The organism is Granulosicoccus antarcticus IMCC3135 (genome assembly GCF_002215215.1).
GTDB classification, from domain to species: Bacteria; Pseudomonadota; Gammaproteobacteria; order Granulosicoccales; family Granulosicoccaceae; genus Granulosicoccus; species Granulosicoccus antarcticus.
Map to the genome: position 1 here is coordinate 6,652,304 of NZ_CP018632.1, position 25,962 is coordinate 6,678,265.

Below are 25,962 nucleotides of genomic sequence, written 5' to 3' on the forward strand. Positions count from 1 at the left end.
ATCATGGCAAAGTCTGCAGCCAAAGCGGCCATCATGTTCGAATGGGAAGGTAAAAGCACCTCCGGACATAAACAGAAAGGTGTAATTTCCAGCCCGAATGCCGACTTGGTCAAGGCCAAGCTGCGCCGACAAGGCATTATTCCTTCAAAGATCAGAAAGAAACGCCGAGAGTTCGGTGGCAAACAAAAAATCGAGGCCAGTGACATTGCGCTGTTCGCTCGCCAGCTGACGACCATGATGGGCGCCGGTGTGCCCATGGTGCAGTCTTTCGAAATCGTTGCCAATGGCCTGGACAACAAGTCCATGCGCGATATGATCAACGGTATCAAGTCAGAGGTTGAATCGGGCAGTAATCTGACCAACGCCTTGCGCAAATATCCGGATCAATTCGATGAATTGTTCTGTAGCCTGACCGAAGCCGGTGAACAGTCAGGTACGCTGGAGACGCTGCTCGGCGAGATAGCCACGTACAAGGAAAAATCAGAGACTCTGAAAAAGAAGATCAAGAAAGCACTGTTCTATCCGGTTGCCGTTTTGATCATTGCCTTTATCGTAACCGCCATCCTACTGGTATTCGTTGTACCACAGTTCGAGGATCTGTTCGTCGGCATGGGGGGAGATCTTCCGGCCTTTACCAAAATGATTGTTACCGCCTCAGAATTCATGCAGAGCTGGTGGTACGTTCTGTTCGGTGGCGCAGGTGCCGCGGTCTGGTTCTTTGCTCAGGCAAAAAAGCGTTCCAAACCGTTTGCCGAAGCACTCGACAGGCTTGCACTCAAAGCCCCCGTCTTTGGCGACATTGTCGTCAAGGCCGCCACTGCACGATTCGCCAGAACCCTGGCCACCATGTCGAAAGCGGGTGTACCTCTGGTTGAAGCCATGGAATCTGTCGCAGGGGTTGCAGGTAACTCGGTATTCGAGAAAGCCATCCTCACCATGAAGGATGAGGCAGCGACCGGTCAACGCTTGACCACCTCGATCGAGAGTTCAGGTCTGTTCTCCAATATGGTGGTACAGATGGTCGCCATCGGTGAGGAGTCAGGTTCTATCGATGACATGCTGGCCAAGGTGGCAGACTACTATGAAGAAGAAGTCGACAATGCAGTCGACGCCATGACCTCTCTGATGGAACCCATGATCATGGCATTCCTGGGTGTTGTCATCGGTGGCCTGGTCGTCGGCATGTACCTGCCGATCTTCAAGATGGGTGATGCGTTCTAGATTCTCTGTATCACGCTTACGCATTGATAAGTCTTTTGCGTGATCGCTTCATTCCATCCATAATCTGACTATGACACTTCTAGATCTCCTCCAGCAAAGCCCGACGACCTTCTACGGGCTTGTTGCTTTAGTCAGCCTGTTAGTCGGCAGTTTCCTGAACGTCGTCATTCACCGGCTGCCCATCATGATGGAGCGTGCCTGGCGCGAAGGCTTGGAGGAGTTTGCCGAAACCGAAACTAGCGATGGCGATGGCGATGGCGATGGCGAGAGAGTTTCAGCTGAGCCATCAACAGCTCCGGAAAAACCTGAGAAATTCAATCTGGCTGTGCCGCGTTCGCGCTGCCCCTCCTGTAACAAGGAGATAACAGCCTGGCAGAACATACCAGTCCTCAGCTATCTGATGCTGGCCGGTACCTGCCCCAACTGCAAGACAGCCATCTCGAAACGATATCCCATCGTCGAGCTGGTTACGATGATCCTGTCTCTGATCGTGGCCTGGCAGCTAGGCCCCACCCCTCAAGCCTTTCTCGGCATTGTGGTGACCTGGTTCTTTGTCGCCATGACCATGATCGATGTCGATCATCAGCTACTGCCAGATTCGCTGACTCTGCCCTTGATGTGGATCGGGTTATTGGTCGCACTCATACCTGTCTTTACCGATCTGCAGTCTGCTGTGGTCGGGGCTGCGGCCGGCTATATGGTCCTGTGGCTGGTGTACCAGTTATTCAAACTCATTACCGGCAAAGAGGGCATGGGCTACGGCGATTTCAAATTGCTGGCAGCCATCGGTGCCTTGCTGGGCTGGCAAGCACTGCCTGTCGTTATCCTGTTGTCATCGCTTGTCGGCGCGGTCGTCGGCATCGCTCTGATCGCCGTGACAGGACGGGACAAGAACATTCCAATCCCCTTCGGTCCTTACCTGGCGGCAGCGGGCTGGATCGCCATGCTCTGGGGCGATGACCTGAGTAGCTGGTATTACGGATTTCTGAGCTGAAAGCGGTACCATAAGTACCAACCACTCCACGCGACAACAACCTACCGTGCTACTTGTTGGACTGACCGGCGGCATCGCCAGCGGCAAGACCCTGGTGACAGACTATTTCAAATCACTCGGGGCCTGGATCATCGATGCAGACGTGCTGGCGCGAGAGGTGGTTGAGCCCGGCAGCCCGGGACTGAATGCACTGGTCGCACATTTCAGCCCTGATATTCTGAATGCCGATGGCACGCTGAATCGGACAGCGCTACGTCATATCGTATTCGCCACCCCTTCAGAGCGCGAGTTTCTGGATCAGACGCTGCATCCGCTTATCAGGCAGTTGTCGGGCGAGCGTATTGCGGCAGCTCGGCAGATAGGCCATCCCTATACCATCTACGCCGTGCCTCTCTTGGTGGAAACCGGGCAACAGGAACGCTTTGATCGCATTGTGGTTATCGATGTGCCAAAGGCCTTGCAACTGCAACGTCTGCTGGTCAGAGATGACTCAACGGAGGTAGAGGCAAACGCCATCCTGGCCTCACAGGCAAGCCGTGAACAGAGACTGGCCATTGCCAACGATATTATCGACAATGCCGGATCAAAAGCTGACACCCGATTGCAAGTAACGGCACTACACGATCAATATAGTCAGTACCAGACGACTACTTGATGGCTGCTGCCAGCAGCTCATTGACAATCGCCTGATTGGCTTCCGGAAATTCCAGAGCACCCAGCTCGGCCAACGCCAGCCAGCGCAGCGTCTGCCCTTCGCACCCCGCAGGTTCACCTTCGAACGCAGTCACGTCCCAGAAATGTAGCCTGACCTGCTTGTCGGGATAACTATGCTCGATGATGGTTCTGGGCTGGCACTGGGTGACAACAATACCGATTTCCTCCTGCAGCTCCCGCACCAGGCCGTCTTGCAGCGCCTCGCCGGCTTCCAGCTTGCCGCCGGGAAACTCCCAGCGATTGCCCTGATGTTGCTCGGGCTTGCGCAAGGCAAGCAAAACCTTGTCGCCAGAGCCGTTGAAGATGACTCCGGCGACGACATCAATAGTTTTCATACTTCAGGAACGGTAGTCTGCGTTGATGCTGACGTAGTCATGCGACAGATCGCAGGTGTAGATACTGGCCGCGGCATCGCCTCGTGCCAGATCAACGATCACATCAATTTCGGCTTTCGCCAAAACCGCAGCACCACGCTCCTCGGTATAGCCTTCGGCAATACCCGCATTGCTGAATGCCACCACATCACCCAGTGATACCGTCACCTTAGAGGCATCCAGAGCGTCGACACCCGCCTTGCCAATGGCCATCAGCAAACGCCCCACATTCGCATCACTGGCAAACATGGCTGTCTTGACCAGAGGAGAGTTGGCAATGGAATAGCCGACCTGCTTGCACTCAACCGTATTCTTGCCGCCTGTCACCTTGACCGTGATGAACTTGGTCGCACCTTCGGCATCACGGATAATGGCCTGCGCCAGATCCATGCAAACCCGGCGCAGCGCGTGCATGAAGTCTGGCCATTGCGCATGTGAGACGTCCAGTGCCTCACCCACACCGGTAGCCACCAGTACGCAGGCATCGTTGGTCGATGTGTCACTGTCGACGGTGATGGCATTGAACGAGACATCAACCGCGTCATGCAAGGCGGTGTTCAGATCAGCAACATCAATAGTGGCATCGGTGAACACATAGCTCAGCATGGTCGCCATATTGGGCTGAATCATGCCAGCGCCTTTGGACATGCCGGTAATGGTCACGCTCTGGCCGTTGATCAAGACCGTTTGCGAGGTGAGCTTGGGTTGTGTGTCAGTCGTCATGATGCCTCGAGAAGCATCGGTCCACTGGGAGATTTCAGATTCAGGTGCACTGGCGATTGTCTGTGCAGCTTTTTCTATGCCATTACGCATGATGGCGTCTGGCAACAGTTGGCCGATAACACCGGTAGAGAACGGCAGTACGGATTCTTCTGGAATTTCGAGTGCCGCGGCCAGGGCCTGACAGTGGCCGCGCGCCATGTCGATACCCGGCTGTCCGGTACCGGCGTTGGCATTACCCGAATTGATCAGCAAGGCTCGCACGTGTCCCTTGTTGGCCAGCAAGTGCTCCTTGCCGATGGTCACGGGTGCTGCGCAGAAGGCGTTTTGCGTGAAGACCGCTGCGGTACGGGCAGTTTCTGCCAGTTGGGCGACCACCATATCGGCAGTACCGCTGGATTTCAGGCCAGCGACCAGAGTAGTAAGGACAGCGCCTCGTACAGGCATTGCAGACGGCAGGTTCAGATTGACAGGCATGTCTATGAAGTTCCAAGAGGTATTCTCGGGCGACATTTAAGCATGCTTTGCAGCAACAGTCTTGTCTGATGGATACTGGTAGATCAACCTCGTGATCAACGTGCCGTTATTTGGCGGATTGCGAGCCTCTACAGGCCCGCAATCCGCCCATCATCAAGCTAGCTTGCCGTGGCAGTTCTTGTATTTCTTGCCAGAACCGCACGGGCACGGCTCGTTACGTCCAACCTTCGGCTCATCTCGACGAACAGGTTGTGCCGGTACTGCCTCATCTTCTTCAGCAGCGTCGACGGCCGCATCCCGCGCTGCGGCCGCAGCAGCGATTGCCGCAGCTTCTGCCTCACCGGACAGTGCACTGGCAACTTCCCGGTGCTCATAACTGACCTGGGTTGACTGGGCAGGCGCCTGACGGGCCTCCTCGGCCTGTGCCTGAGCTTCTTCGACTTGCTCAGGGTTGCGTACCTGCACCTTGCTGAGCACGGTCACCACCTGAGCCTTGTATTCGCCCAGCATGGTGGTGAACAGCTCGAACGCTTCACGCTTGTATTCCTGCTTCGGGTTTTTCTGTGCGTAACCGCGCAAGCCGACGCTCTGACGCAGGTAATCCATACCGGCCAGATGTTCTTTCCAGCTGTCATCCAGAGCCTGCAAAGAGACATATCGTTCAAAGTTGCGCAGACCTTCAGCCCCGGCAGTCGACTCCTTGTTGTCGTAGTCTTCTACCAATCCTGCCATGATACGAACCGTGATGTCCTCATCTGGCAAATTAGGCTCTTCCACCAGCCAGGCTTTCACATCAAAGTCCTGATTGGTCATGCTCTTGAGCTCAGCTTGCAGACCGTCCAGATCCCAGACCTCTTCCAGCGAGTTGGGTGGAATATAGCGTGTGATGATGTCAGGAACAATTTCCTCACGCAGCTCATCAATCAGATCACGCATGTTCTCGGTTTCCATGAGCTCATTGCGCTGCTCATAAACCACTTTACGTTGATCGTTGGCCACATCATCGTATTCGAGCAAGTTCTTGCGCATATCGAAGTTATGCCCTTCAACCTTGCGCTGAGCATTCTCGATCGCCTTGGTGACCCAGGGATGCTCGATGGCCTCACCCTCTTCCATACCCAGTTTCTGCATCAGGTTACTGACGCGCTCACTGGCGAAGATGCGCATCAGGCTATCTTCCAGCGACAGATAGAAACGAGTGGAACCCGGATCGCCCTGACGGCCTGATCGACCACGTAACTGATTATCGATACGACGCGATTCGTGCCGCTCTGTACCAATGATATGCAGCCCGCCAGATGTCAGGACCTCATCGTGCCGTTTTTGCCATTCACCCTTGATCGATGAAGAGCTCTCTGCGGCAGTCGCTGCATCACCGGCCGCGGTAATCAGTGCCGACAATTCAGCTTCCAGACTGCCACCCAGCACGATGTCAGTACCACGACCTGCCATGTTGGTAGCGATGGTCACAGCACCGGGTCGTCCCGCATTTTCAATGATGTTGGCTTCACGTTCGTGCTGCTTGGCATTCAGCACTTCATGCTTGATGTCTTTCTGCTTGAGCAAACCGGACAGATATTCAGACGTTTCGATGGAGGTAGTACCCACCAGTACCGGCTGCTGCCGCTTGGCGCAATCTTCGATATCTTCGATAATGGCGTCGTACTTTTCACGTTGAGTCAGGAAGACAAGGTCAGCCTTGTCGTTACGCACCATGGGACGGTGAGTAGGTATGACGACAACCTCCAGACCGTAGATGGACTGGAATTCAAACGCTTCTGTATCAGCCGTACCGGTCATGCCAGCCAGCTTCTCGTACAGACGGAAATAATTCTGGAAAGTAATGGATGCCAGCGTTTGATTTTCGCGCTGTATCGTCACTTTCTCCTTGGATTCAATGGCCTGGTGCAGACCTTCCGACCAACGACGTCCGGGCATCGTACGACCGGTGAACTCGTCAACGATGACGATCTGGTCGTTACTGACAATATAGTCAATGTCCTTCCGGTAAATGGAGTGCGCTCGCAGGGCCGCATTCAGATGGTGCAGAACCGCGATATTGGTGGAGTCGTACAGACTGCTGTTCTCGGCCAGAATTTCCTGTTCTGTCAGGATCTCTTCGACTCGCTCCATGCCTGATTCGGTCAGGTGAACCTGCTTGCCTTTTTCATCGACAGAATAGTCACCCTCACTTTCCTCATCGGCTGCACGTACCAGAATGGGCACCACTGCATCCAGCTTGTCGTAGAGCGCGCTATCGCCGTCTGCAGGACCCGAGATGATCAGCGGTGTACGTGCCTCATCGATAAGAATGGAATCCACTTCATCGATGATGGCGTAGTTGAGACCGCGCTGTACACGCTGATCGGGGCTATGCGCCATGTTGTCGCGCAGGTAGTCAAAACCGAATTCGTTGTTAGTGCCGTAAGTGATGTCACAGGCATAGGCGGCTCGCCGCGCATCAGTGGCCAGACCACCAACGATGATGCCAACGCTCAGGCCCAGAAAGCCATATAGCTTGGTCATCCACTCGGCATCACGTTGCGCCAGGTAGTCGTTGACGGTGATGACATGAACGCCCTTGCCTGCCAGTGCATTCAGATAAACCGCCGAGGTGGCTACCAGCGTCTTGCCTTCACCGGTTCGCATCTCGGCGATCTTGTTGTTGTTGAGAACCATGCCACCAATAAGCTGAACATCGAAATGGCGCATGCCCAGAGCACGCTTGCCCGCTTCCCGAGCGACCGCAAAGGCCTCAGGCAGCAAGGACTCCAGAGTGGCGCCTGCGGCGATCCTCTCTCTGAATTCGACAGTCTTGGCGGCCAGATCTTCATCGGTCAGAGACTGCATACCAGCCTCATGAGCGTTGATCGCATCGACGTTCTTCGTGAGACGCTTAACGGTGCGATCGTTACTGCTGCCGACGATTTTCTTGACCAGATTAGCTAACATGAATACGGACCTTGATGGCAGCCTGTGGCTGCGGTTGTGCATCTGCGCTGGGTGCGGATGCTAAATACACGTCATGCCACCTGCGGCATGACTCCTTATTATGGCACTTAGGACTCACGAAACAATTAATTATCATTTTCAGTCGTCTCTGCATTCCGTGCAGCTCGCCATTTTCAGCGAATGTATAGCTGTGGATCAACAGTAAGACCGTTGTGCCTGACCTCCACATGTACGTGCGTTCCGGTCGATCGACCGGTTGAGCCCATGGTTGCAATGGACTGACCCTTCTTCACCAGACCTCCCAGCGGCACCAGCAACTGGCTATTGTGGGCGTACCGTGTCCGGAACCCATCAGCGTGTTCTAACTCCACCAGATTGCCATATCCACCATTCTTTCCCGAGTAGGTAACGATCCCGTCTGCCAGTGCCATGATCTTGCTGCCCGGGCGACTGGCCAGGTCCAAACCTGCATGCAATTGGCGACGTCCGGATAAAGGATCCACACGATAGCCGTAGCGCGAACTAACCCGCCCGTTGACAACAGGTAATCCCGAAACCCGGATATCAAAGGACTCACGCCTTTCACGAAAAACACTCAGCATCCTCGCTGACTGTTCCGAAATATGGACTAGCGCTTGTTTTACAAGCGGCAGGGCCTCGCTGATCACAGGTTCCTCAGCTCTGGCCAGCAAACTGGCCTGCCCCGGGAACAGCCTGTCACGCATTTCATTCGAAGACTCACGCTCCTCCTGATCATCCAATGCGGGCTTGAACATCATGTCCAGATCGAACTCACCATCATTCAACTCGGCAAGCTCTGCCAGACGCAAGAACATGACCCGCAAGCGCATCACTTCAGCCTGCAGCTTGCCCAGTTCCGCAGCCATAACTCTTTGCTGTATGGACTCCATTGCGTTGCCAGAGTCCATGGCAGACGCCAGCCTGGGTGTTGTCGCAACCGTCGCTACAGGCGAGGCTTGCCAGTTCGCCTGATTTGCTGCCATATAGCCCACGGCTGCACTGCCGCCAACCAGACAGACAAGCAAAATAGTTTGAGTCGTCGCCCTACCGTGTTTTAATCGCCATAGAGCAAACCTTGCCAACCTCAGACGCAGCTTGAATGGCATCCGACCGACACCAAATAGCGGTGAGTTTTTTTTCATGAAATCATTCAGCAACCTGATCGATAGGGCGACTCGAACTGCGATGCAGCAAGATCGTCACATTAGGGAGGTGATTTCACGGATTGTGCCAGCGACTACCCTGGCTCATATTCAGTTCTTCCGCATAGAAGGCGGCAGAATGAGGGTTACGGTGGATAATGCCGGCTGGATAACCAAATTACGCTTCAGCGAACGGCAGATACTTGACGCGATGCGTGATCAAAAGCTGGATGTGATCACGATGAGCTTCCATGTGATGCCGGCTGAAATACCGGTGGCCCGCACCACACACAGAACGGCTAATCCTACGTCCAGTAACGCAGCGCGTTGCATCGCCTTGCTGGCGGCCAGTGCGGATGATCAGATGGGGGAGCCAGCGGCACCTGCTTATAGAGCGAACTTGTCGCCCAGAAAATCAATCGTTCGACAAGGCGATGATCGACTTCGACAGGAGTTGCTGAAACTGGCAGCTCGTCTGAAAGAGGAAAAATGATTCCCTCTTCGATACAAGCCACCCAGCAGTTTATCCGCAGCAGATCAGTTTGATCCCGGGCGGACTTCAGACAGTCTGCTAGCCAGTCGCTTCGGACGGCTGCATGTAGGAAATGGGAGAGATGTTGGTGTTTTCACCTTCGAAAACCACTTCTTCCCACGACTGAGGCTGATTGAGAAGCTCACGTACCAGCAGGTTATTAAGTGCATGACCCGCTTTATAGCCTTCGAATGAACCAATCAGGCTACGACCCAACAGATACAGGTCGCCGATAGCATCCAGAATCTTGTGCCGTACGAATTCGTTCTTGTAACGCAGGCCACCTTCATTCAGTACACGGTAGTCATCGAGGACGATGGCGTTTTCCATGCTGCCACCCAGAACCAGATCACGTTTGCGCAGCTCTTCAATGTCGCGCATGAAACCAAAGGTGCGAGCACGGCTGATTTCCTTGACGAATGAGGTTGTGGAAAAATCCACTTCAGTCGTACGACTGTCGCTTCGAAATGCTGGATGATCAAAATCGATGGTGAACTTGACCTTGAAGCCGTTGAAAGGCTCAAAGCGGGCCCATTTGTCATCGACGCGAATTTCTATTGGCTTCTTGATGCGAATGAAACGCTTGGGAGCACTCTGCTCCTGAATGCCTGCAGACTGCACCAGAAAAACGAAAGGCGCGGCGCTACCATCCATGATGGGGATTTCATCGGCACTGACGTCGACATTGCAGTTGTCCACACCCAGACCCGCCAGAGCGGCCATCAGATGCTCGATGGTGGATACGCGGATGCCGTCGCTGTTGTACAGCGAAGTTGCCAGTTCAGTAGTTCTGACACCCAGAGCATCATTTTTGATAACTGCAGCGGGTGAAAGATCGGTACGACGGAACACGATGCCCGCATTGACAGGTGCCGGACTCAAGGTCAGGTAGATTTTCTTACCCGTGTGTAGACCAACGCCTGTTGCACGAATCGAATTCTTTAAGGTTCTTTGTCGTATCACGATGTAATCCTGCTGCAACCGGGAAAGCTTGCCTGCTCTTGTATATAGCACTTCCAGCCAACTTTACAGGGCTAAAAGAGACAATAACGACATTGGCAATCAAAACCGCTCGCTATCTACAATGCCTGTCGGTCACGAATGACAAACTGAGTAGGTAGCGTCCATTGTCGAGGCGAGTTTAAAACGCTCTCGGGAGTACCTGGATGGGTACCCCCTTGAACCTCGAGAATGTTACTGGATAAACCGACGTCCTGCGCGAACCTTAAGGACGTGTAATGCCTGTTTAGTCGGCTTGTCGGCGTAAAAATGCTGGAATATCGAGGTACTCCACATCATGGCCACTATTACCAGAGCCTGTTCCCTGACCAGCGCCACGTGGATTCTTGCGAATCACAGAAGGCTTGTCATAACTGGCATAAGGAGACTGTCCCGCGCCCGCAGTGTTACCACCACCAGCCTGACCGTAGTTACCGCCACTACCGACAGTTGAACGTTGCTGTACAGCTTGCTGAACAGAACGCAACTGATGATTCTGGGAGTGCTGACCAAGGCCAGTTGCCACGACAGTTACGCGCAGCTCACCTTCAAGCGACTCGTCAATGGCGGTACCGACAACAACAGTTGCATCGTCTGCGGCAAAAGAACGAACCACGTTACCTACTTCTTCGAATTCACCAATAGCCATGTCAAGACCGGCTGTAATGTTAACCAGGATACCGCGTGCACCGGCCAGGTCAATATCTTCAAGAAGAGGACTGGAGATAGCCATTTCTGCGGCTTCAGTGGCGCGATCATCACCGCGTCCAACACCAGAACCCATCATTGCCAGACCCATTTCACTCATGACAGTACGAACGTCCGCGAAATCGACGTTGATCAGGCCAGGGTTGGTGATCAGTTCGGCAATACCTTGCACTGCTCCGCGCAGAACATCGTTGGCCGCTTTGAATGCATCCAGCAGGCTGATGTTCTTGCCCAATACAGACAGCAGCTTCTCGTTCGGGATAGTGATCAGAGAATCAACGTGGCCGCGCAGCTCTTCAATACCCTGCTCAGCGGTACGCATGCGCTTGTTGCCTTCGAAAGGAAAAGGCTTGGTGACAACAGCCACTGTAAGAACACCCATTTCACGCGCAATCTGTGCAACTACAGGAATCGCACCAGTACCTGTACCGCCACCCATGCCGGCCGTGATGAACAACATGTCAGTACCTTCGATGAGGTCCTGGATGCGGTCACGATCTTCCATTGCTGCCTGACGACCGATTTCCGGATTGGCGCCAGCACCCAAACCTTTAGTGATGCTCTGGCCAATGTGCAGGACTGTCTGGGCATGCATGCCCTTCAGCGCTTGTGCATCTGTATTGGCGCAAATAAAATCAACACCTTCGATACCGGACAGCACCATGTGCTGAACTGCATTGCTACCGCCGCCGCCGACACCGATCAGCTTGATAACGGGGGAGTCATTGATAGAGTCAACAAGTTCAAACATTTCTAAATTCTCCTAATCTTAAGTTATATATAAGTTGTTACGTTCTCATTGCGATCGGAATCTTTGTTCCGTTTTCGCTCCCGAATACTACAAAACTGCCAAACATTGAAAAACTGATCGAACTGCAATTCTTTACTGAAAACCTGTCTGCTAGAAACTTCGTCGTATCCAACCGATAAATTGCTTGAGCAATCCTTCATGACTGCTTTTTTCTATCGGTTTGTTACGCGGTGTCTTGCGACTGAGCTGGCCATACAACAGTAGCCCTATCCCGGTTGCATGTATCGGGTTACGAGTTACCTCGGACAGTCCATTGACATGCTGCGGTACTCCTATCCTGACTGGCATGTGAAAAATCTCTTCAGCCAGCTCCACAACACCTTCCATTTTTGAAGTCCCTCCGGTCAATACAACACCAGCAGCACAGGCATCTTCAAAGCCGCTGCGCCTGAGTTCATTCTGAACCAGTCCCAGCAGTTCCTCGTATCGCGGCTCTACGACTTCCGCAAGTGTCTGTCTTGCCAGGCGGCGCGCATTGCGATCGCCAACACCTGGCACTTCGATCATGTCGTCCGGGCTTGCCAGTTGGCGCAGCGCACAGGCGTACTTGACCTTGATCTCTTCAGCAAATTGCGTGGGTGTACGAAAAGCCACGGCAATGTCGTTAGTCACTTGATCACCGGCGACGGGGATAACCGCCGTATGGCGAATAGCGCCTTCGGTAAAAATGGCAATGTCGGTTGTACCACCACCCATGTCTACCAGCAATACACCCAGATCACGTTCATCATCGGTCAATACCGCGTGGCTGGATGCCAATTGTTCAAGGATGACATCTTCCACTTCCAGATTACAGCGCTGAATGCACTTGGCAATATTCTGCGACGCACTGATGGAACCTGTGACCAGATGCACCTTGGCTTCCAGCCGTACACCGGACATACCGACAGGCTGGTGAATACCGTCCTGATTATCAATGATGAACTCCTGCGGCAATACATGCAGAATTCTCTGGTCTGCAGGGATGGCTACGGCTCTGGCAGCATCGACCACTCGATCCACATCGTCTTGCTCGACTTCAGAGTTCTTGATAGCAACAATGCCGTGCGAGTTGAGACTCTTTATATGGGAGCCTGCAATGCCTGCAAACACTGAGCGTATCTCGACGCCAGCCATGCGCTCGGCTTCTTCCACAGCCTTGCCAATCGCATTGACAGTGCTCTCGATATTGATGACCACGCCCTTCTTGAGGCCCTGCGACGGGTGCGAGCCGATCGCGATCAATTCGATCTCGTCGTTTTCATCGATCTCCGCAACGAGTGCGACGATCTTCGACGTGCCGATATCCAGTCCGACGATCATCTGTTTGTCTGGTGTTGTAGCAACCATCACGATTTATTTTTCATTGCAAAGGCCCTTGTGGTACACCCGATGACTGATCACTCAGTTCACCGCTTGTACCGGTTTCTACACCGCCAAGGGCAAAACCGTTGCTATACCGCATATCAAAGATTGCGGTAGAGATAGCGGCGTGCCGTTCGATCTTCGCCTGCATTCGCTTGTAGACATCCAGAAAGCGCTGCATTCGAAGTTCCTGTTCTTCATATCCGAGTCGTACTGTGACTTGGTTGGACAGTACAAGGAGTTGAGATCCTCGTTCGTCTTCATCCAGTTTCTCCAACGTAAGTCCAAACTGGGCAAGATCATGCTGATACTGACGAAAAGCATCAAACAATTCACTCTGCCGTCCTTCTGCTCCGCGTATCTCCGGAAGTTTGGCGAACACTTCACGCCACTGGTTATAACGCGGATCATCCAGCTGCAATTGCGGTGGTGCAAATACTTCCAGATGTTTACTGAGCAATTGATCATCATTCCAACGGGCACTGGGCTCGTGCTCTTCTACACGAACTTCCAACCGACTTGGCCAGATACGACTGACGCGTACTTGGGCCACCCATGGAAGAATTTCAATTGATTCTCGAACCTCATCGATATCCAAGCCGTAAAAACCTTTACCGATATGTTGGCCTACTGATTCTTTCAAACTATTTCGATCCACATAGTCTACCGTTCCAAGTATATCTACATTACTGACCGGAAAACGCTCTGGATTTTTGGCAAAGTTACTTACTGCAACGCTGACACCGACGAGTATCACAAAACCCAGTGCTCCGATTGACCAGCGAGTCATTGAAGAGGGGCGACCGGCACGCCGTGGCAGCACAGGCCCACTACCCAGAAGTTGTGCTACCGGCTCACTCATGCGATCGACTCTTCCATGTCCAGGGTGTCGCTCAGGATCTGCAAACACAGTGTCGGGAAGTCCATACCTGCCTGGCGTGCGGCAATGGGCACCAGTGAATGACTGGTCATTCCAGGTGCTGTATTGCACTCGATGAAGTGGGCAACGCCTGCTTCATCAAGCATGAAATCCACACGCCCCCAGCCACGACAGCCCAATACCCGAAAAATATCCAATGCTGTTTCCTGAATGGAAGTCGCTACTGATTCAGGCAAATCAACCGGGCATTGGTAGACCGTGTTATCGGCAATATACTTGGCTTTATAGTCGTAGAACTCGTCTGCACCTTTCATGCTTACCAGTGGCAATGCCTCCTGCCCCAGTATGCCGGCTGTCACTTCAATGCCCAGCATGCGCTTTTCAACCAGCACCGGACCATACCGGCGAGCCTCAAGAAAAGCCGGTTCGAGCTGTTGCGGCTGATTGACCATGGCCACGCCAATACTCGAACCTTCAAGTGTGGGCTTGATCACAACCGGAAAGCCGATTTGCGATGCAGCCTGTTCAGCCTCCTCCAGTGTAAAAACCTCGAAGGCCTCCGGAGTGGCAATGCCCTTGAGAGAAACCAGTCCCTTCGCGCGCCACTTATCCATGCTCAAAGCTGATGCCAGAACACCACTACCGGTGTAGGGAATGCCTGCAAGCTCCAGCGCGCCCTGCACCATGCCATCTTCACCACCGCGCCCATGCAGTATGAGAAAGGCTCGGTCAAAGCCGCCATCACTCAGTACCGCAGCGATATCACGTCCCGCATCAACCGCATGTGCATCAACGCCAGCAGATGTCAGCGAATCGAAAATCTGCTGACCGCTCATCAACGACACTTCCCGCTCGGCCGACCAGCCCCCCATGACCACAGCCACCTTGCCATAACGCTCTGGCAGGACATCGCTAGTCATATAAGTCGTTTCAACCATGTCCAGCATCCTCGCTTTCAGACTTGGGCTTGCCATCGAAGTGCTTTGGCAGACTCAGGGCCAGACCACCAACATTACCAGCCCCCAGAGTGAGAACGATATCTCCATCCTGAATGATTCGCTCCAGTGCAAGCGGGGCATCGTTGATGTTCTCGACAAAAATAGGCTCTACCGCACCGCGATTGCGAATAGCACGAGCCAGAGCCCGACCATCAGCACCCGTGATGTGCTCTTCACCGGCGGCATACACTTCGCTGAGTATCAGTACGTCAGTCAACGACAAGCTTTCCGCAAAATCTTCAAACAGATCACGTGTACGGGTATAACGATGTGGCTGGAAGATCACCACCATGCGTCGTTCCGGCCAGCCACCACGAATAGCTTTCAAGGTTGCAGCCACCTCTGTTGGATGATGCCCATAATCATCCAGCAACTCAGCAGAACCTCCTTCAAAGTGCAACAAGCCGTGCGACTGTGCACGTCTGCCCACACCTGCAAATCGTGCCAGGGCGCGCTTGCTGGACTTGACTGAGACACCCACTTCCAGGGCCACAGTAATGGCAGCCAGAGCATTCAGAACATTGTGCCTGCCCGGCATGTTGAGAACGATGTCCCGAATTTCACTACTGACATCCCCGCCATCATCGATACGCACATCGAAGTACATTCGCATGCCTTCCTGACGTACGTTGGTCGCCTGTACATTGGCCGAGTCATCAAAGCCGTAGGTTCGCACGGGCCGACCGACGCGTGGCAGTACATCGCGGATGTGTTCATCGTCAATGCAGACGATGGCCAGACCATAGAAAGGCAGGTGACGCAGGAAGTCCACAAATGTCTGCTTGAGCTTTTCGAAATCGCCATCGTAAGTCGACAGATGGTCTGCATCGATATTCGTTACGATCGAAATCACAGGTTGCAGATAGAGAAAAGAGGCGTCGCTCTCATCCGCTTCTGCCACCAGCCATTCGGACTGTCCCAGGTAGGCATTGGCCGAAGAACTGTTGAGCCTGCCACCAATGACATAGGTCGGATCCAGACCACCCTCGGTCAGCAAGCTGGCAACCAGACTGGTGGTCGTTGTCTTGCCATGAGTACCGGCAACAGCGATGCCTTGCTGGAATCGCATCAGCTCTGCCAGCATTTCTGCACGACGTACAACGGGTATGCGCATCTCGCGCGCCTTGACCAATTCAGGGTTGTCTTGCGGGACAGCCGTCGAGATGACAACGACATCCGCATCCTCGACATGCTGGGCAAGATGTCCCTGCTTGACCTCAATACCCAGGCCCTGTAATCGTTGAGTCAAGGCATTGCTGCCCAGATCAGAGCCACTCACGTGAAAACCCAGATGGTGCATGACTTCGGCAATACCGCCCATGCCCACGCCACCGATACCGATGAAATGCATGGTTCGAACTCGCCGCATCTGGCTTTTTACAACTGGTGCGATATCCACAACCATTAACGTGACACCTCTAGGAGTGCTTCAGCGACCACTTCAGCGGCCTTTGGTACGAAACAGCGCCGGGCAGCTTCGCTCATTGACTTCAGACGCTTGCGATCATCAGCCAGCTGTACCAGTTCGGCCGCCAGAGAATCTGCATTCAGCGAATTTTGCGGCATCAGTACGGCCGCACCGGATTCTGCCAGTTGTTCGGCATTGCGTGTTTGATGATCATCAACGGCAAACGGAAACGGGACCAGAATAGAAGGGACACCCAAGGCACCCAGCTCGGTCACGGTCATGGCGCCACTGCGGCAGATCACAACATCGGCATGCTGATAAGCAGCAGCCATGTCATCGATGAATTCGCATACTTCATAGTGTGACAAGTCATTTTCAGGTTGGATAGCCTGATAGCGCTGTCGCACCAGATCCCCTTCCACAGAGCCTGACTGATGGACGATCTGCACAGACATTTCCAGCTGTGCCGCCGCCGCTGGCACCACCTCATTCAAGGCGCGAGCACCGCGACTGCCGCCGACCACCAGAATGCGTAATGGCCGCGAAGGGTCGAGCTCGACAATACGTGGACTGGCTGCCAGCAAGGCAATATCTGCACGCACCGGATTACCGACCACTTTCAATCGAGTCGAGGATTTGAACGTATCAGGCCATGCCGCAAAGACACGCCGTGCCCGGGAACTGAGCCAGCGATTGGTCATGCCAGCAACCGCATTCTGTTCATGCAGCACCAGTGGCTTGCCCAGCAACAATGCGGCAATACCCACAGGACCAGAAACAAAGCCGCCCATGCCCAGCACCGCACGCGGCTTCAGGGAATGCATCAGTCGAATACATTGCAGGCAGGCCCGCAGAAGCTTCAAAGGTCCTACCAGAGTCTGCAGTAAATTCTTGCCTCGCAAGCCGGCAACATTGATCCAGCGGATCTCGATACCGGCAGCTGGCACCAGTCGAGCTTCAAGGCCAGCATGAGTACCCAACCAGATGACCGGAACATCACCCTGCCTCAACACTTCAGCAACTGCCAGCGCAGGAATCACATGACCCCCCGTGCCTCCCGCTGCAACCAATACCGGTCGTGTCACGAAACACCTCCGGAGGGAGATCGCTGGTGACCGCGTAGCGTCAGATTGGCATTCTGCCGAAGCTCCCACTCGACTCGTAGCAACAGACCAAAAGCGACGATGAAGACCACCGCACTACTGCCGCCGTAACTCATCAATGGCAAGGTAATCCCCTTGGTAGGCAAAAGCCCCAGGTTGACACCAATATTGATGAACGACTGCAATCCGATCCACGAACCGATACCCAGAGCCAGAAAGCCTGCAAAACGATTACCCTGCTCATCGGCGATCTTCGCCAGGCGAAAACAACGCCAGACAATGAAGCAGTAGAGCAGAATCAGGCCAAGTGCTCCCAACAAACCCAGCTCTTCGCTCAAAACGGCAAACAGAAAATCGGTGTGCGGCTCGGGCAGATAATCCAGCTTCTGAATACTGTTGCCAAAGCCGACGCCGGTCAAACCGCCGGTGCCGATGGCAATCAGGGATTGGCTCAACTGATAGCCAGAGCCATAAACCATTTCCGGCGAGAATGGCTCTGTAAAACTGAGGAAACGCGCCAGACGATAAGGGGAGCTCAGAATCAGCATGGAGGCCACACCAGCCAAGGCTGCAATGATGGCAAGAAACTGGCTGAACCGTACACCGGCTACCAGAATCATGATGATGGAGGTTGAAACAATGACAACCGATGCGCCAAAATCCGGCTCAAGCAATAACAGGCCACTGGCAAAACAGATCAGCAGCAAGGGTCGGAAAAAACCGCCAAAAGTTGTTTGTACCAGATAGCCACGCCTGACCAGATAGCCGGCCAGATAAACAATCACGAATAGCTTCACTGTCTCGGATACCTGCACAGTGAACACACCCAGATCAATCCAGCGACGGGCCCCGTTGACCTGCTTGCCAATGCCCGGCACCAGTACCAGCACCAGACAGCATAAGGAAAGAATAATCAGGTGCGGCCCATAGCGCTCCCATACAACCAGAGGCAGACGAAACACCAGGACACCGGCAACACAGCCGACACCCAGAAACAGCAGCTGACGGATGACAAAGTAGAACGGCGTGCCATAGTCCTCTTCTGCCAACGGCATTGAGGCAGAAGCAATCATCAGAGCGCCGAACATACCCAGGGCGAAGATGGCAATCAGCAGAGCATGATCAGCAATGCGGAAGTGATCAGCTTGCCGAGGTGGCTCAGTCATCGGCCCACCCGCCAGGACCCGGCCTGTTGCTCTGCGTGAAACCAGCGAACTCATGCGGCCAGCACCTGCTCGAGCGCCTGTGCGAACTGCACACCACGATCCTCGAAGTTACGAAACATGTCAAAACTGGAACAGGCTGGTGACAACAGAACCACATCGCCTGCCTGGGCATGCTCCCGAGCCAGCGTGACTGCCTCGAACAGAGTCTCGGCCTCTACCGTCGGCGCAGCCCCTGAGAGCTGCTCCATGATTCTGCCGCGATCACGACCAATCAGAACCAGGGCCCGTACATGTTCCTGCACAACAGCACGCAGTGGCGTGAAATCGGCATCTTTTGAAATACCACCAGCGATCAGAATCACAGGACCAGGCATGGCCTTGATGGCCGTGATACAGGCATCGACATTGGTGCCTTTGGAATCGTTGTACCAGCGCACACCGTTGTCTTCACTCAGAAACTCTGTGCGATGTGGCAAGCCTGCAAAACCTGAAAGACCTGCCTGCAATGCCGGAAACGGAATCGCCAGAGGCTCGATCAGCGCCAGCACTGCCAGTGCATTAGCCGCGTTGTGATCACCCGGCACCGACAACTCGCCTTGTAGCATCAAGGCATACTGATCATCACACAGCCAGCTAAGCTGCTGTTTGAGGGTGCGATGCCAGCGCGATGATCCGGCTGATTCCATCGACAATGTGAAGTAATCACAGGGAGCGTCCGTTGCCTCGGGCCAGGTTCGCTTATCGTCGTGATTGGCGACACAATGCGAGGCGCCATTGAAAATGGTGCGCTTCACTGATGCGTAATGCTCAATGTCATCGTAACGATCAAGATGGTCATCACTGATATTGAGTACCGTTGCCGATAGTGGTTTCAGAGAACGGGTCGATTCCAGCTGATAACTGGAGAGCTCCAGCACGATGACGTCAGGCTTGGCATCAAGGCTATCCAGTGCCGGTTTGCCGATATTGCCGCAGGCAACCGCATCAATGCCCACACTTTTCAAAACATGGGCAACCCAACTGACGACACTGCTCTTGCCGTTTGAGCCGGTGACCGCAATGACAGGAATGTCGACCACTCCGGCAAACAATTCGATATCACCGATTACATCGACACCGGCGGCCAATGCCGCCTGCACGGCCGGATGTGCGCGCGGCACTCCGGGGCTGAGAATCAGCAGTTCATATTCTGCGAACACCGATACGTCGAAATGCGTATGTACCCGGCAGCCCAGACTGATCCCCAGGGTTGTTGCCGTCGTCTCATCACATTGATCAGCGACATCGAAAGTCACTTTATAGCGTGCCAGAAAGCGGGCAACAGAGGCACCTGTCACGCCGTAACCGACTATCAGAATTCGCTTGCCCAGTAAGTTGTGCGGATGCATCAGCGTATCTTCAAGGTCGACAGACCCACCAGCACAAGAATGACGGTGATGATCCAGAAACGCACGATGATGCGCGGCTCGGGCCAGCCTTTGAGTTCAAAATGGTGATGAATGGGCGCCATGCGAAAGATGCGCTTGCCGGTCATCTTGTATGAACCCACTTGCAGGATTACAGACACCGCTTCCATGACAAAAATGCCGCCCATGATGAACAACAAGAACTCCTGACGCACCATGATGGCAACGACACCCAGTGCTGCACCAATACTCAGAGCACCGACATCGCCCATGAAAACCTGCGCAGGATAGGTGTTGAACCACAGAAAACCAAGCCCGGCACCCACCAGAGAACTGCAGAATACGGTCAGTTCACCAGCGCCCTTTATATTGGGTATGCCCAGATAATCGGCAAAGACAGCGTGCCCGGTCAGATAGGCAATCAGGCCCAGACCCGCCGCCACCATGACCGAAGGCAGAATAGCCAGTCCATCCAGACCATCCGTCAGATTGACCGCGTTGCTGCTACCGACGATGACCAGAAAACCGAAAGGTATGAACAACCATCCAAGGTAGAAAGCCACGTCCTTGAAAAACGGAAAGGTCAGTTCGAATTCAACACGTTCAACAGCACTAAAATAAAGAATCAGGATCGCCAGACCTGCCACAACGGTCTGCCACAGAAGCTTCTCGCGAGCGGTGAGGCCCTTCGAGTTGGACAACACCACCTTGCGATAATCATCTACCCAGCCAATGGCACCGAATCCGATCGTCACGAACAAGACAACCCAGACCTGTCGCACAGCCAGATCTGACCATAACAAGGTACTCAAGGTAACCGCCATGATGATCATGGCTCCACCCATGGTCGGGGTGCCCGCCTTGATCAAATGTGTCTGCGGACCATCACTGCGAACTGATTGCCCAATTTTGGCAGCAGCCAGCCAGCGTATCAAACCGGGACCGACAAGCAGGCAAATGACCAGAGCCGTCAATGCTGAAAATACGGCACGCAGGGTAATGTACTGGATGACGTCGAAACCGGGATCCAGAGCGGAGAGCCATTCTCCGATAAGCAGCATCATGCTGATACTTCCCCGACGGTTGTACTGGATGAGCGCGTCGGCAACATCAGAGCTTTAACTACTCGCTCCATGCGTGCGCTGCGTGATCCCTTGACCAGCACCGTCATATCGGCAGTCATCTGATCCTTGATGGCCGCTATCAGCTCTTCCTGATCGGTGAAGTGATGAACCTCGGCAGCGCTCTTGTCATTGAATGCCTTCTGTGCAAATGAAGAAAGAGGACCCACTGTCCACAACTCATCCACACCACACTGCCGGGCATACTCACCCAGCTTGGTGTGCAGGGCTTCCGCGTCCACGCCCAGCTCAGCCATATCACCCAACACCAGATGACGAGTGCCTTCGTAGCGCGCCAACACATCCACAGCCTGTCGAGCCGAGTCCGGGTTTGCGTTATAGCTGTCATCAATCAGCTTGGCACCGTTCAAGCCGGGCTTCTTCTCCAGCCGACCGGGAACGGCTCGAACATTCTCCAGACCAAGAATAATGCTGTCCATCTGCACATCCAGACATTGAACGGCAGCAACTGCCGCCAGCGCGTTCATCTGATTGTGCTCACCACTGAGCTGGAAATGAGGTGCGATGACCTGCCCCATGGTCTTGATTTTGAGTCCCGCTCCAGGCACCCCTTGCACATCGGCACCCGGGTTTTGCCCAAAGTCACGAACGTGGCAATGAGAGGCTGCCTTGAACATCTGATCGGCAAACTGATCATCGGCATTGATAACGGCATAGCCGTGCTCTGACAATCCTGCGTAAATCTCTGACTTTGCGTTGGCAATGCCCTCGATGCTACCAAAGCCTTCCAGATGCGCCTCACCAATCTTGGTGATAACCGCCACATCCGGTTGAGCGATATTGACCAGTCGTGCAATCTCTCCAGCATGGTTGGCACCCATTTCGATAACCGCGTAGTCGTGCTCTTCACGCATTTCGAGCAATGTCAGCGGCACGCCGATTTCATTGTTCAGATTTCCGTGCGTCGCCAATACTGGACCAATCTGACGCAAGATGGTGGCGATGATTTCCTTTACGGTCGTTTTACCATTACTGCCGGTCACGGCAACCAGAGGAATTTCGAAAGCCTGTGCCCAGTAGCGTGCCAGCTGACCCAGAGCCACCTGTGTATTGACAACCCGAAGCTGAGGCACTGAGGTTTGAACATCTTCATGCACCAGAACAGCAGCGGCGCCAGCTTTTATGGCAGCAGAAATGAACTCATGGCCATTGAAGCGCGTGCCCTGAATAGCGATATACAGATCACCGGCTTTAAGGGTTCGGGTATCAATGCTGACACCGGTAAATTCAACATCCGCTGGCGCAGCTTGCGACTCACCGGTGGTTGCTGCCAGCAACGTTGCTTGTAAAGGATGGACACACTCGCCCACTGTCAGTAAAAAACTCAAGACACTCGCTCCAGTGCAGCCTGCACTTCAACTCTGTCACTGAAGGGATACCGGGTTGTGCCGATGATCTGATAATCCTCGTGCCCTTTACCGGCGACCAGAACCAGATCGTCAGCAGCCGCCTGACTAATGGCATATTCAATTGCTTTTGCACGCTCGGCAATCACGCTCACCGCTGCCGGTTGCCTGAAACCCAGTAGCGCATCGCTGATGATGTCCGCCGAACGTTCGGTGCGAGGATTGTCATCCGTCAGCACCACATGATCGGCGGCCTCTGCTGCTGCGGCCATCGGCGCACGCTTACCCGGATCACGATCACCACCACAACCAAACACGACCCAAAGCTGTCCTTTGCAATGAACACGTGCCGCATCAATGGCAATGCTCAGCGCTTGTGGCGTATGCGAAAAATCCACAACAACCGTCGTTGCACCCGGCTTTCCGAAACGCTCCATTCGCCCGGCAACCGGCTGGACGACGCTCAGACTGTGACGGGCCTGATTAGCAGCCACCCCACAGGCTCGCAGACTGCCGTAACAAGCCAGCAGGTTATCCACGTTGAAACGACCCAGCAAAGGTGAACTGACTACACCACTCTCGTTACCTTCTCGCAAACAAAACTGCAAGCCGTTATCGTTGGCAATAACATCATCAGCCAGTATTCGGACCAGCTCTGTCGATGCATCGTCATCGCTGGTGGCCGTTGGAAAATAGGCAAACTGCTGCACACCTGACACACTCGTCAACAACTGCTGCCCCATGGCATCGCAGCCATTTACAACCATGGCAGATAGTCCCGGCCATGCAAACAGCTGTGCTTTTGCCTGGCGATAGGCATCAATCGTCTTGTGATAATCCAGATGATCACGACCCAGATTTGTCAGCACGGCAACATCCAGAGACAAACCGTCCAGTCGACCCTCTGCCAGACCATGAGAGGAGGCTTCAAGGGCAACGGTGGTTGCACCCTCGTCGCGCAGCCTGGCCAATATACGGCGCAGAGTCACGGCATCAGGTGTTGTCAATTCTGTCGAGTGCAAGCTGTCTCCCAACCCCCACCCCAGAGTCCCGATATAGCCACAAGCCTGGCCCGTACTGGTCAGTGCCTGGGCTATGAAACGGCAGACCGATGTCTTGCCATCAGTACCGGTCACGGCAATCAGAGTCAGACTCTGATCTGGTGATTCGTAGAAACGCGCGGCGATCAATGCGCAGCGATTATCCAGGTCCTGAATACCAAGCACGGGAATGTTCGCTTCACGCAGCGTATTGACGATGTCGGTATATGCCTCGATCGCCTCAGGCGAACAGGCAACGCCCATCGCACCCGCAGCGATTGCCGCTTGCGCAAACTGCATACCGTGCGTACTGGCACCACCAACGGCAAGATACAGATCGCCACTTTCAATCAATCGACTATCCAGACAGACACCAGACACCGTCTGTGTCGACAAGACGTCGTCAGTCAGGCCTTCAAGCAACGTTGCCAGCGTCCAGTTTTCGGAGGCAATTGACATCAGGAGCGTTCGCCCTGCTGTATGACCTGCACGGAAACCTGCTCTCTTTGTCCATCAAGATCATCGGGCTCGATACCACCCAGACGCATACCGTGTGACATCACATCGGCAAAAACCGGTGCCGCGACGGTACCGCCAAAATGCGTACCTGCCTTGGGATCATGCACGACCACCACCGCTGCAAAGCGAGGATCGGATACCGGTGCAAAGCCTGCAAAGACGGATACGTAGCGATCTTCTGCATAGCCGCCTTCTTGTGATTTGTGCGAGGTGCCGGTTTTTCCGGCAACGCGATAGCCTGGTATATGAGCCTGCTTGCCCGATCCGTCCTCAACGACAGCCTCAAGCATGCGAACCACATCGTTGGCAATGGTCTCATCGATGACACGCTGCCCCTGAGGCACTTCAGTCTGAGCCAGGAACGATACCGGTTGCATGACGCCACCATTAGCCAGCGTGGCATAGGCGCGCACCAGCTGCAGAGCAGTCACTGAAATGCCATACCCGAAAGAAATACTGGCCTGCTCGATGTGATGCCACAACGAAGGATGATTGAAGTATCCAGCGACTTCACCCGGAAATTCACTACCAGGTGAACGGCCAAAGCCGAATGAATCCAGAACAGACCACATTTGCTCAGGCTCCAGCTGCCTGGCAACTCTGCTGATTCCCACGTTGCTGGACTTGGTGACAATACCTGTCAGGTCCAGCCAGCCGTTGTCCTTGCCATCGTCGCTGATCACGTACTTGCCGATCTGGTAGCGACCCGGTGATGTATTGATAATATCGTCAGGTTTGAACTTGCCCGAATCCAGTGCCGCAGCAATGGTAAAAGGCTTCATGGTTGAACCTGGCTCAAACACATCCGTCAACGAACGATTACGCTGCCTGCCACCTACTCTGTCAGCCAGATCGTTCGGGTTGTATGTCGGGTAGTTGGCCATGGCCATGATTTCGCCAGTCTTCACATCCATGATCACCACAGAACCGGACTCTGCATCGTTCTTGGACACTGCTTCCTGCAGGGCGCGATTGGCAAAATATTGCAACTGCCGGTCAATGCTCAGACGTAGATCCTTGCCTGCAACGGACGGCTTGATGACATCCATGCCAGCGATCTCGCGACCATTGCGATCCTTGATGATACGGCGCTGGCCGGTTTCACCCGACAACCAGTTGTCGTAAGCCATCTCCAGACCTTCACGGCCATTCTCGTCGATACCGGTAAAACCGATAACGTGTGAGGCCGCTCCGGCACTGGGATAATAGCGCCGGTATTCAGACATGACCTCGACGCCTTTCACGTCCAGCGCCAGCACCTTGTCTACCACTTCAGGGTCTACCTGACGCTTCAGATAGGTAAACACTCGCCCACGATCGGCATCAGTAGCAATACGCTTGACCAGCTTGGCCGCGTCCACACCCAACAACTCTGCAACCTCACGAATCCGCTCGGGCTGAGTTGCCATGTCCTTCGGATTGCCAAACAGGGAAGGAATGGGCGCACTGATGGCCAGCGGGTCGCCGTTCCTGTCCACCAGGTCACCACGACTAGCCGGGATTTCGACAGTCCGAATCTGGCGTTGCTGCCCTTGATTCAGGTAGAAGTCTTCATGAATCACCTGCACATAGACAGCGCGTGAAATCAGCGCGATGGCCAGACAGGCAAAGCCTCCCAGTACAAGGCCTCTGCGTCGTGACCAATCTGATGTCTGCGCTTTTTCCATGACTCGGTATCCGGTTGTCATCGAACGATCATGACCGTGCCATCAAGGGCCGGAAATGCCATGTCCAGACGATCCCGAGCGGCTCTTTCAACTCGCCCATACTCGGAAAAGGTGCTTTCTTCAATCTGCAGCTGACTCCACTGGACATCCAGCGCATCAATGGTTTTCTGACTTTCGCTCACCTGTATATAGGCCTGGAGGCTCAGGTATTTCGAATACAGCAACGCCATGGCCGAGCAGAAACACAGAGCTGCAATCACCACGAATGTGAAAGACAT

General features: G+C 54.1%; 22 protein-coding genes. 4 read left to right on the forward strand and 18 right to left on the reverse strand.

The window, feature by feature from the left end:
- The first annotated feature begins 3 nt into the window (after positions 1-3).
- The 3 genes from IMCC3135_RS28770 (at position 4) to coaE (ending at position 2,870) form a co-directional block, all read left to right on the forward strand.
- Entirely contained in the window at positions 4-1,221 is a 1,218-nt protein-coding gene (locus IMCC3135_RS28770) for a type II secretion system F family protein (protein WP_088920721.1), read from the forward strand.
- A gap of 70 nt (positions 1,222-1,291) precedes the next feature.
- Positions 1,292-2,215 (forward strand): prepilin peptidase, encoded by a 924-nt coding sequence (locus tag IMCC3135_RS28775; RefSeq protein WP_088920722.1) that lies wholly within the window; start codon positions 1,292-1,294, stop codon positions 2,213-2,215.
- A 46-nt stretch (positions 2,216-2,261) separates the two neighbouring features.
- On the forward strand, positions 2,262-2,870 hold the full coding sequence (gene coaE / locus IMCC3135_RS28780) for a dephospho-CoA kinase (RefSeq protein WP_157736339.1): 609 nt from the start codon (positions 2,262-2,264) through the stop codon (positions 2,868-2,870).
- On the opposite strand, the gene mutT is transcribed toward coaE, so the two are convergent.
- The 4 genes from mutT to IMCC3135_RS28800 all read right to left on the reverse strand — a co-directional run bounded on the left by mutT (position 2,863) and on the right by IMCC3135_RS28800 (position 8,615).
- Positions 2,863-3,264, reverse strand: coding sequence for an 8-oxo-dGTP diphosphatase MutT (mutT, locus tag IMCC3135_RS28785; RefSeq protein ID WP_088920724.1), 402 nt, complete (start codon positions 3,262-3,264; stop codon positions 2,863-2,865). The genes coaE and mutT overlap by 8 nt on opposite strands.
- A 3-nt stretch (positions 3,265-3,267) precedes the next feature.
- Complete coding sequence (gene argJ, locus IMCC3135_RS28790; protein ID WP_088922137.1) at positions 3,268-4,500, reverse strand: bifunctional glutamate N-acetyltransferase/amino-acid acetyltransferase ArgJ; 1,233 nt, start codon at positions 4,498-4,500, stop codon at positions 3,268-3,270.
- A 153-nt stretch (positions 4,501-4,653) separates the two neighbouring features.
- Positions 4,654-7,452, reverse strand: a complete 2,799-nt coding sequence (secA, locus tag IMCC3135_RS28795; protein WP_088920725.1) for a preprotein translocase subunit SecA — start codon at positions 7,450-7,452, stop codon at positions 4,654-4,656.
- Between the two features lie 173 nt (positions 7,453-7,625).
- Entirely contained in the window at positions 7,626-8,615 is a 990-nt protein-coding gene (locus IMCC3135_RS28800; RefSeq protein WP_088920726.1) for a M23 family metallopeptidase, read from the reverse strand.
- Here IMCC3135_RS28800 and IMCC3135_RS28805 point away from each other — a divergent pair.
- Positions 8,614-9,108: a DciA family protein gene (locus tag IMCC3135_RS28805; protein WP_088920727.1), complete on the forward strand. Its 495-nt coding sequence runs from the start codon at positions 8,614-8,616 to the stop codon at positions 9,106-9,108. The genes IMCC3135_RS28800 and IMCC3135_RS28805 overlap by 2 nt on opposite strands.
- A 78-nt stretch (positions 9,109-9,186) precedes the next feature.
- Here IMCC3135_RS28805 and lpxC read toward each other — a convergent pair whose 3' ends face one another.
- The 14 genes from lpxC to ftsL form a co-directional block, all read right to left on the reverse strand.
- On the reverse strand, positions 9,187-10,110 hold the full coding sequence (lpxC, locus tag IMCC3135_RS28810) for a UDP-3-O-acyl-N-acetylglucosamine deacetylase (protein WP_088922138.1): 924 nt from the start codon (positions 10,108-10,110) through the stop codon (positions 9,187-9,189).
- Between the two features lie 283 nt (positions 10,111-10,393).
- The gene (gene ftsZ, locus IMCC3135_RS28815; protein ID WP_088920728.1) at positions 10,394-11,605 is read right to left on the reverse strand and encodes a cell division protein FtsZ; all 1,212 of its coding nucleotides are present in this window, start codon (positions 11,603-11,605) and stop codon (positions 10,394-10,396) included.
- Positions 11,606-11,755: 150 nt separating this feature from the next.
- Positions 11,756-12,994, reverse strand: a complete 1,239-nt coding sequence (gene ftsA / locus IMCC3135_RS28820; protein WP_205738190.1) for a cell division protein FtsA — start codon at positions 12,992-12,994, stop codon at positions 11,756-11,758.
- 13 nt (positions 12,995-13,007) lie between these two features.
- Positions 13,008-13,871, reverse strand: a complete 864-nt coding sequence (locus IMCC3135_RS28825) for a cell division protein FtsQ/DivIB (RefSeq protein WP_088920729.1) — start codon at positions 13,869-13,871, stop codon at positions 13,008-13,010.
- On the reverse strand, positions 13,868-14,827 hold the full coding sequence (locus IMCC3135_RS28830) for a D-alanine--D-alanine ligase (protein WP_236994682.1): 960 nt from the start codon (positions 14,825-14,827) through the stop codon (positions 13,868-13,870). Before IMCC3135_RS28830 ends, IMCC3135_RS28825 begins: the two co-directional genes overlap by 4 nt.
- The gene (gene murC, locus IMCC3135_RS28835; protein ID WP_236994683.1) at positions 14,820-16,292 is read right to left on the reverse strand and encodes a UDP-N-acetylmuramate--L-alanine ligase; all 1,473 of its coding nucleotides are present in this window, start codon (positions 16,290-16,292) and stop codon (positions 14,820-14,822) included. Before murC ends, IMCC3135_RS28830 begins: the two co-directional genes overlap by 8 nt.
- Positions 16,292-17,380, reverse strand: a complete 1,089-nt coding sequence (gene murG, locus IMCC3135_RS28840; RefSeq protein WP_088920730.1) for an undecaprenyldiphospho-muramoylpentapeptide beta-N-acetylglucosaminyltransferase — start codon at positions 17,378-17,380, stop codon at positions 16,292-16,294. Before murG ends, murC begins: the two co-directional genes overlap by 1 nt.
- Entirely contained in the window at positions 17,377-18,618 is a 1,242-nt protein-coding gene (ftsW, locus tag IMCC3135_RS28845) for a putative lipid II flippase FtsW (protein ID WP_205737768.1), read from the reverse strand. Before ftsW ends, murG begins: the two co-directional genes overlap by 4 nt.
- The gene (gene murD, locus IMCC3135_RS28850) at positions 18,615-19,952 is read right to left on the reverse strand and encodes a UDP-N-acetylmuramoyl-L-alanine--D-glutamate ligase (protein WP_088920731.1); all 1,338 of its coding nucleotides are present in this window, start codon (positions 19,950-19,952) and stop codon (positions 18,615-18,617) included. The genes ftsW and murD overlap by 4 nt, the downstream gene beginning before the upstream one ends.
- Complete coding sequence (gene mraY, locus IMCC3135_RS28855; RefSeq protein WP_088920732.1) at positions 19,952-21,034, reverse strand: phospho-N-acetylmuramoyl-pentapeptide-transferase; 1,083 nt, start codon at positions 21,032-21,034, stop codon at positions 19,952-19,954. Before mraY ends, murD begins: the two co-directional genes overlap by 1 nt.
- Positions 21,031-22,440 (reverse strand): UDP-N-acetylmuramoyl-tripeptide--D-alanyl-D-alanine ligase, encoded by a 1,410-nt coding sequence (locus IMCC3135_RS28860; protein WP_205737769.1) that lies wholly within the window; start codon positions 22,438-22,440, stop codon positions 21,031-21,033. The genes mraY and IMCC3135_RS28860 overlap by 4 nt, the downstream gene beginning before the upstream one ends.
- A complete protein-coding gene (locus tag IMCC3135_RS28865; protein WP_088920733.1) occupies positions 22,437-23,957 on the reverse strand; it encodes a UDP-N-acetylmuramoyl-L-alanyl-D-glutamate--2,6-diaminopimelate ligase in 1,521 nt (506 codons plus the stop codon). The genes IMCC3135_RS28860 and IMCC3135_RS28865 overlap by 4 nt, the downstream gene beginning before the upstream one ends.
- Complete coding sequence (locus tag IMCC3135_RS28870) at positions 23,957-25,705, reverse strand: peptidoglycan D,D-transpeptidase FtsI family protein (protein ID WP_088920734.1); 1,749 nt, start codon at positions 25,703-25,705, stop codon at positions 23,957-23,959. The genes IMCC3135_RS28865 and IMCC3135_RS28870 overlap by 1 nt, the downstream gene beginning before the upstream one ends.
- Positions 25,702-25,962: a cell division protein FtsL gene (ftsL, locus tag IMCC3135_RS28875; protein ID WP_236994845.1), complete on the reverse strand. Its 261-nt coding sequence runs from the start codon at positions 25,960-25,962 to the stop codon at positions 25,702-25,704. The genes IMCC3135_RS28870 and ftsL overlap by 4 nt, the downstream gene beginning before the upstream one ends.